The sequence below is a fragment of the Primorskyibacter flagellatus genome (genome assembly GCF_048268605.1).
Lineage (GTDB): Bacteria > Pseudomonadota > Alphaproteobacteria > Rhodobacterales > Rhodobacteraceae > Primorskyibacter > Primorskyibacter flagellatus.
In genome coordinates this window covers 46,431-54,690 of record NZ_JBLWVF010000021.1, presented here as the reverse complement: position 1 = coordinate 54,690, position 8,260 = coordinate 46,431, and the positions used below count along the sequence as shown (strand labels likewise).

The following is an 8,260-nucleotide window of genomic DNA, read 5'->3' as shown; positions in this document are numbered from 1 at the left end:
CATGACCGTCCTCCTTTGTGGATCATCGTAGACCCACCTTGGCACATTGATGCCGTCGGGGGGTGGTCACATCATCAGAGCCTCAGGTAATCGCAATATCCCGGAAGTGCGGTGCGCCGGCTGCGTGATTTCGCAGGCGCAGCGAATGGCTGGAATGACGGGCCACGCCGCAGCGGAGCAAGGCGGTGGTCAATGGCCGGAACGGGCCGCTCCGACCCTCTGCAGTGAACTGTTCGTCCCCTTGGGATAGATGTCGGCCTCGAACAGCTATTCCAGGGGCGCAAGATTGTACTGCCCTTGCTTTGTTCCCACATACTGGACCAGATTTTCGCGGGCGGATCGCAGTGTCCGTGTTCTGATCTCGAAGACCCCGCTCAGTCCTTCATATTTGCCGGTCCCGCCCAGCCATCGCCCGGTGCCGACATGAGGTGCGTCGAGGGGCTGCCGGTCGAAGGTCGCGCTTTCGAAGATCTGGTCACCGTCGGCGTCGGTATAGGTGCAGTTAACCAGTTCCTCGAAGGTATTTGTCGTCTCATCGACGGTCCAGTTGCCCAAGCATCTGCCCGTCTGGTTGTGCAGGAAGGCTGCGTTCTCGGCATTCATCGCGGTCAGGGTCGAGTCCACCAGACCGAAGATGCGGCCCGGACCTGTCTGCAGCGGTTCGATCTCATTCGTGGCATAGCCGACAAAATTGGCCGCAAAGCTGCCTTCCCCCGCGACGGATTGACCGAGAGCCGCGTGGTGCGGCAGCAAGGCGGCCGGGACCGCAAGGACTGCGGCGGCCTTTCGAAAACGGCTAGCAACCGGCGGGGTAGAGCATCGCATAGTCGGTCTCCTCGTCTGCAATGCCACCGATGATCGTCCCTCGCGCGTCATCGGAGGCCGTTAGTGCGGCCTTGGTCAATGAGGTTCCGGATGCTGTGCCTTGAACGGCACCCGCCGACGCGGGGCTGACCCAGATCGACATCTGGTTTCGGCTTGGCTCGGTCGTCTGTCCATCGGGCCAAGGGCCCAGAAGGTGAAACAGCGTCGCAGCCGCGGCCAGGCCGGCCGCGAAAGCGCCGAAAGCGGGGCGGCGGGGTGCAATCGGCGCGGTCTGCGCCTGCATCGGCAGAGGCAGGCGGCGCGCCGGCACTTTCACCCGCAGCGCCGCATCAACCTGCGGAGCCGGTTCGATGCCAAGCTCACTGCGGAAAAGATCGTGACAGGCGGCATGGGCAAGCGCTGCCTCCTGCCGCCGACCGAAACCGACGCAAAGCGCGATCAGCGCGGCATGAGCGTCGTCCTGAAAGGGCTCGAAGTCAAGCCGCCGCCGTGCTGCCGCGATTGCAGGCAATTCTTCCCCGGCACCAGCTAGGATCAAGGCCGCCTTTCCGCACACCTCCGCGCAAAGCTGGTCATATTCGCGCCGCTGGTCGGACAACCATGCCTCAAAACCGGCAACTCTGACATCGAGCCCGGCGCAGAACCGACCCCGGATCGCAAGTGACAGGATCGAGTGGCGCGTCCCGTCCAGCAAGGCGGCGCGCAACTCGGTCACGTCAAGTGCGACCAAATCCGCGTTCAGCCATACCACCTCGGCATCGGCCATCAGGGCGCCCGACGCATCGCCAAGCTGCGCCCTCAGCCGGACAAGGCACTGACGAAGGGCATGACGGGCGGCGGAGGTCGAACTGGCGTCGCTCCAAAGCAAGTCAACCAGCGCCGCCCGGCTGATCCGCAGATCGGGGGCTGTTGCCAGACAGGCGAGCAACGCCATCGCCTTCGGCCCCGGCGTCGTCAAAGCCTGACCGTCGGGGATCGTGAGGCATGGTTCGCCCAGCAAGGAAAGTCGCAGGATCGTCATCGTCAGACCAGTTCGCTGATCCATATCCTAGCACAGAACCGTCCAACCCCAAAAAATTCACCCAAAATCCACGAAATATCCCCTCTGGCACTGCCGCGTGACGGGGTGCGTGACGCTGTCGTGACGTCCTCGACCGGATACTGGCCAAACCAGAAGCCGAATCTGGCGAATCAAAAAAAGGGGAGAATGGACGATGAAGATCTTCACAGTCATTGTAGCCGCCGCATTGCCGATGGCGTTGGGCCTGTCTCCGGCATGGTCGATCGAGACCGGTGCCATGCCGGTGGAGGGTGCCGAACTGAACTATATTGAACAGGGCGAGGGTGGGCCGATCGTCTTTGTCCACGGTGCGATATCCGACGCGCGGGTCTGGGAGGCCTATGCTGACCGGATTTCCGCGGAAGGCCGGTTCATCGCTTACACGCAGCGCTATTTCGGCACTGCAGACTGGCCGGACGACGGCGCGGGCTTCACGCGCGAAACGCATATCGCTGACCTGATCGCGTTCATCGAGAGGTTGGATGCCGGCCCGGTCGATCTGGTGACATGGTCCTACAGCGGCGAAATCGCCACCTATGCGGCGCTGCAGCGACCCGAATTATTCCGCTCGATGGTGCATTTCGAACCGGATGTCGACCGGCTGATCGATGACCTGCCCGGCGCCGAGGCTGCCCGCGCGCAATTCGGTGCGACGGTGGGTCCGATGGTCGCGGCACTTGAAGCCGGCGACGTCGAGGCCGCTGCCTTGCGCATTATCGAATCGGTCTTTCGGATGGCTGAAGGCGCGGCCGACAATGAAGCCGAGCCGTTCCCGACCTATTGGAAAGAGAACGGTCGAACCTTGCCTGTCTTCGGCGCCATGGCGCGAGGTGAACCGCTCAGCTGCGATGATCTGAGCCGTCTGGAGGTGCCTACATTGGTGGTCTTGGGTGGCGAAACGCTGGTGCAATGGGCGATGATGTCCGAGCGCCTGGCAGAATGTTCGGGCAATGCGATGCTGGTCCGTATGGAGGGTGTGACGCATGACGGCCCCTACAGGCGCCCGGATCGTTTGATGGATTTGATATTGGGTTTCAGGGCTTTGAAGGAAGACTCCAATTCGGGCGGGCAGGAAATCCCTCAATAGCAATCGGATCAATGCAATTGGGGGCTCCGCGCCGCGTGAATGGCAACTTCGTCAACGCAGGCCAGCTCTCACCCTGGCACGAGCATGGAGCGGCCGGTTCGGGGAAGCTGCACTGCAGCAAACACCCATCCGCGAACGACCGGAACGGGCCGACATTACCTGACAATCACGAGCGGCACTGCGCAATGGTGCCGCAGTGCCGCAGGTCGGGTAGGAGCTCCCTCAGTCTTACACAGTCTTCCCTCAAACTGCGCCGCCTCCTCACGGATGTTCGTTCTCTCCACTGTCATTCGACAATTGAAAGAAAACCCTCAATCACCGCGCTGAACTTGTCGGGCGCACGATAGGGCCCGCCGTGATTGACTTCGGGAAGCATCACCGTCATCCCATTTTCCACGCATGCAGCGACGAGGTCAGCCATGATCGAGAAGCGCGTGAAGGACTGCGCACCCTGCACGACAAGCGTGGGCGCCGTTATCGCACCAAGCGCGTCACAATCGAGCGACGGTGGCGGGTCCATCGCGAGATAGGGCGCAACCGTTCGGCCATTCTGGCGCCACATCTCCTGCGCCGGTTCGGTCTCGGCACCTCCTTCAGGCAGTTCGAACACTGCCTCGATGAAACGCAGGGCAGCATCCTCGGGCCTGTCTTCCTGCGCGGCCATGACCGCCGGCCCGAAATGCGAGAAGAGATCGCGTGTCGCGTTTGCGCCGCCGGGCGCGCCCGACACAAGGTTGTCGAGAACAGGTTCGTAATGCACCGCCGAGCGGAACAGGTCCGGACGATCAAGCATCGCATGGACGCCGATCTCGCCGCTGTAGGACCAGGTCACCAGATGAACCGGACCGGCATCCAGGCCCTCTACGAAAGCAATCAGATCGCTGACATGGGTGGTGCGCTGGAAATTCGTGGCGTCATCGGGCCAGTCGCCAGTTCCAAAGTAGCGCTGTGAATAGGCGACGAAGCGGCGTTCATCCGATATGATCGGACCATAGGCTTCCCACGCCCGAAGATCGCTGATCGCACCGTGGACGAATACGACCGGCACACCCTCACCTTCGCTGACATAGGTCAGGGACGCACCATTGACCTGCATTTCGGCGGTTTCGGCAATTGCGGTCTGACCCAGCGCGATGGCTAGGGCCGCTGTATATGTGACTGAAAATCTCGACATCATTCCCTCCAGTTCTTTGATTTTGCGTGACTTGTCGGAATCGAGGCCTTCAGGTTACAATCCGTGACGGCGTAGCGTCCTGAAACCGACATGAAATTTTGTGAAAGCCACGCCGCCGTGGGGAATGAGTTCGGATGGCACGGATCGACATCGGCTATGCCACATTCGACAGCGACAGCCGGCTGGTGAAACGCTTGTCAGGCGAAGAACATACGCTGAGGCCGCAATCCGCCCAGCTGCTGACCGAACTGGCCAGATCGTCAGGCAGGATCGTGTCGAAGCGCGATCTGATGGATGCTGTCTGGGGCGATATCGCCGTCACCGAAAGCAGCTTGACACAATGCGTGGCCGATATCCGTCGCGCGCTTGGCGATCATGAGCGCCGGATCCTGCAGACGCATCCGAAGAGCGGCTATCGGCTGGCCCCGCCCGTCGGCAATGCTGCCGTGGTCAATACTGCAATCGAACCGCTTGACGATGATCCGATCCGCTTTGCGACGTCTGCCGATGGCGTGAGGCTGGCCTGGACCGCGTCGGGAACTGGTCCGCCGATGCTCAAGGCACCAAGCTGGATCTCGAATATCGAGATGGAGGCGCAGAGCCTGATCTTCACCCAATTCTATCGCTGGCTTGGTGAACGTGTGCGCCTGATCCGCTTCGATCAGCGCGGCACCAGTATGTCGGATCGCGTCGAAGGGGTGTTGAGCATCGATGACATGGTCGAGGACATGCGCGCGGTCGCCGACGCGGCCGGTGTCGAGCGGTTCTTTCTGTTCGGCCCGTCGCAGGGCGTGGCCTTCGCAATCGCATTTGCACACAGATATCCCGAACGGGTGATCGGCATCGTCGGGCGCGGCGGATTCGGCCGCGGATGGCTGGTCAGCGGCGACGAGGCCGAGGTTCGCAAATACGAGGGCAGCAAGGCACTGATCCTTGCCGGCTGGAACGACCCGAATCCGGAATATCGGCGATTCTTTACCGCGCGTCTCATTCCCGATTGCAGCGCCGAGGCCGCACGCGAATTCGACGAGATGCAGCGTCGTGCCTGCGATGCGGCCGCCATTCTTGCCAATCTCGAATTGATGGTCAGCATTGACATCGAGGACATGGCGAAAGAGGTGACAACGCCTTCGCTGCTGCTTCATTCCCGGGGAGATCGCTCGGTCGCGGCCGACGAAGGTCGCCGGCTGGCCGCCGCCATGCCGAATGCGGACCTTGTCCTTCTCGAGGATGACAACCACATTTTCCTGCCAGGGACGACCGGCTTCGGCCAAGCCACAAGTGCTATTGATCGCTTTCTATTTGATCTTGGCTTGAGCACGCTCTGATTGAACCAGTGTCCAATGGCCGCTTTGTCCCGCATTGCTGCCGCCCGCCTCACGAAAATGCTGCACCAGCGGTCGAACGGCCGGTTCGGTGAAAGCAACATTGCGGCATCCCGAAATCGCGAAGGGCAGGATTGGGCCGGGCTTTACCTTCGTAGGGCATCGACGGCGACGCTGGACATTGCTGCGCCGCCGCCAAGGCCTATATTCGGGTTTGTTCACAGATGTTTTCTCCGTTCGTGCCATCAGCGTTCCGCGAATGTGACCAATCTTTCAGCCACTTCGTCCGGCGCGCTGTAAGGCCCGTCATGGCCATAACCCTCGAATGTCTGAAGTGTTGCGTTTGGAAGACAGGCGACCAGCGCCTCGGCCATCAGCGAATAACGCGCATGGGTCTCGCTACCCTCAATCACCAGGGTCGGTGTCCGAAGTGCCGCAAGCTCTTCACAGGTGACCTGATGACCCGGAGGAGCAGCGAACTGGATCGGCAAGGTTCGGCCGTTTTGCCGCCACATTTCCTGCCATTCCGCGGGTTCGGCCTCGGCCGCGCCGTCGTCCCACTTGAATACCACCTCGACAAAGCGCAGCGCCGCCGTTTCGCTGTCGCCTTCTTTCAGCAATGCGACCGCGGGCGCGAAGCGCGACATCAGATCTTTGGTGGCAGCCTCGGCTTCCGCGCCGGAAAGAAGCGATCCGATGACCGGCTCGTAATGCATCATCGTCCTGAAAAGCTCTGGCCTCTGAAGCGCTGCCTTGACGCCGATCTCACCGCTATAGGACCAGGTCACAAGATCGACGGGCCCGGCATCGAGAGCTTCGATGACCTCAATCAGGTCGGCAACATGGGTATCGACCGAAAAACTCTCACCGTCATCAGGCCAGTCGGCCTTGCCGAAATACCGCATGTCGTAGGCCACGGCGCGTCTGTCCATGGGGATCGCAGCGCGAATTGGATCCCAGGCCCGATGATCAGAAATCGACCCGTGAACGAAGAGCATGACGGGGCCGTCGCCGTCCGAAACGGTCTTGAGCGTCGTATCCGCGCTTGTGCTGCTGCCGAACGCAACCAGAATGGTGACGGTGACATAAAGTGCTGCAGGCTGCATAATGACCTCCCATGACTTTCACTGATACTTGAGCATTCATCTTTCTTTCGATCGATGTCCCGAACCCCGGTCCGAAAAATGCCGAAATTGTCCGAAATCCTGGCTCCGCGCCCCGCAATCGTGCGACGTTTCAACGGCGCTTTGATCGACGCGGATCGCCGTGGCGTGATTGGTCCCGACGGCTCGTTCACGCAGCTCAGGCCCAAATCCTTCGAGGTGCTGGCCTGCTTGGCGGACAATGTCGACCAGACCGTCAGAAAGGACGAACTGTTCGACAATATTTGGGCGGGTCAGGCGGTTACCGAAGACAGCCTGACGCAATGCGTGGGCGAAATTCGCCGGGCGCTTGGCGACACTGAAAAGCATGTGCTGGAAACCGTTCCGCGCGTGGGCTTCCGCTTGCATGCCGACCAATCTGCTCCCAAGCTGTGGCGCTGGCGGGCCACGACCATTGCCATCGGTTGTGTCGCCGTTCTGATTGCGGCGCTGCTGCTGTTGCGCGACCCGGCGCAAGAGATGCTTCCGACCTTTGCGATCACATCTGACGACGCAACAGTGGGGCTTGCTGGCGATCTGGGCCATGCGATTGACCGCTATGGCAGCCTGACGCGCGTTGCAGGCAACGCCCGCTTTGCTCTCAATCTGTCGGCAACGCAGCAGGGGCGCGTGCTGGCCAGCGTCATGGACACCTCAACCGGCCGCATCATTTTCTCGCGCACCTTCGACGATACCGATGGGCTTGCGGCGCGGCTTGCCGCCCGCCTGGCTTCGCCGCTGAACGGCGAGATTGCCCGCGTGCTGTTCAAAGCCTCGGAGAACAAGCCGACCGCGGAGCTGACCGCGCTCGAATGCTATCTGATCAGCTATCAGCTTCAGGGGAACCAGAACAACGACCGGGTGGCCAAACGCTCCGAGGCCTGCCTTTCCGCATTGCTGAAACTGAACCCACGGGACGCGCGCGCGCTGGCCTTGCAGGGTGCGCTCTATGCGCAGCAATATTGGTGGGGTGTGGGACTGGACGAACCGGCACGGTCGGATCCGACGCTTCGGACTGCACTGGCTGCGCGCGCGCTGGCGTCCGTCGAGAAGGCCGAGGCCCTGCATCCTTCGCCTGACGCAGCAACCTATTATGCGATGGCGCGGGTCTATTATGCGAATTGCCTGCGCGAGCAAACCCTTGCAGCCGCCCGCAGGGCGTTGGAAATCAATCCGGACGATCCGAACATCCTTGGCGGAACCGGCAACTGGACCGCCTATGTCGGCCAGTGGGAGGAAGGCGCAGCCCTTGCCCGACGCGCCATTGATCTTGCACCGCAGGGCTATGCGCGATGGTGGTACTGGCCAATCGGCAAGGCGGCCTGGGTCGCGGGCGACTACGAAGCAGCACTGGATGGTTTCATGCATGCCTATGACGAGACCTCGTGGCTCAGCCAGGTGCAACTTGCCTATACACTTCCTTATCTCGACCGCTTGCCGGAAGCGCGTCGTGCGATCGAAAGACTACGGGAGCTGAGACCGGGGTTCACACGCGACGACGCCATCTTCGCTTACAGGCGCTGGTGTTTCCCCGAGAGCTTTATCATCAAGATGAATCGCGCGCTCGAACGGGCCGGCTTGCCCGGAAAAGATGGGTGACAGAAACGACCGGACATTCGCTGCCATCATACGCTGTCGTCAGGTCGG

7 protein-coding genes are annotated in these 8,260 nt (G+C 61.4%); 3 read left to right on the top strand and 4 right to left on the bottom strand.

Going from position 1 to position 8,260, the window contains the following annotated elements:
* Window positions 1-267: 267 nt before the first annotated feature.
* Window positions 268-753: a hypothetical protein gene (locus ACN0WV_RS16920; protein WP_417607333.1), complete on the bottom strand. Its 486-nt coding sequence runs from the start codon at window positions 751-753 to the stop codon at window positions 268-270.
* Window positions 754-796: 43 nt separating this feature from the next.
* Window positions 797-1,870: an AfsR/SARP family transcriptional regulator gene (locus ACN0WV_RS16915; RefSeq protein WP_417607331.1), complete on the bottom strand. Its 1,074-nt coding sequence runs from the start codon at window positions 1,868-1,870 to the stop codon at window positions 797-799.
* Between the two features lie 169 nt (window positions 1,871-2,039).
* Between ACN0WV_RS16915 and ACN0WV_RS16910 the strand changes: the two genes are divergently transcribed.
* Window positions 2,040-2,972, top strand: coding sequence for an alpha/beta fold hydrolase (locus ACN0WV_RS16910; protein ID WP_417607329.1), 933 nt, complete (start codon window positions 2,040-2,042; stop codon window positions 2,970-2,972).
* 286 nt (window positions 2,973-3,258) lie between these two features.
* Here the strand turns inward: ACN0WV_RS16910 and ACN0WV_RS16905 are convergent, their stop codons facing one another.
* On the bottom strand, window positions 3,259-4,146 hold the full coding sequence (locus ACN0WV_RS16905) for an alpha/beta fold hydrolase (protein WP_417607327.1): 888 nt from the start codon (window positions 4,144-4,146) through the stop codon (window positions 3,259-3,261).
* Window positions 4,147-4,280: 134 nt separating this feature from the next.
* Between ACN0WV_RS16905 and ACN0WV_RS16900 the strand changes: the two genes are divergently transcribed.
* Complete coding sequence (locus ACN0WV_RS16900) at window positions 4,281-5,474, top strand: alpha/beta hydrolase (protein ID WP_417607326.1); 1,194 nt, start codon at window positions 4,281-4,283, stop codon at window positions 5,472-5,474.
* A gap of 242 nt (window positions 5,475-5,716) precedes the next feature.
* On the opposite strand, the gene ACN0WV_RS16895 is transcribed toward ACN0WV_RS16900, so the two are convergent.
* A complete protein-coding gene (locus ACN0WV_RS16895; RefSeq protein WP_417607324.1) occupies window positions 5,717-6,577 on the bottom strand; it encodes an alpha/beta fold hydrolase in 861 nt (286 codons plus the stop codon).
* 78 nt (window positions 6,578-6,655) lie between these two features.
* On the opposite strand from ACN0WV_RS16895, the gene ACN0WV_RS16890 reads away from it, so the two are divergent.
* Window positions 6,656-8,212 carry a winged helix-turn-helix domain-containing protein gene (locus ACN0WV_RS16890; RefSeq protein WP_417607323.1) on the top strand — a complete coding sequence of 519 codons (1,557 nt, stop codon included), beginning with the start codon at window positions 6,656-6,658 and terminating at the stop codon, window positions 8,210-8,212.
* The last annotated feature ends 48 nt before the right edge of the window (window positions 8,213-8,260 follow it).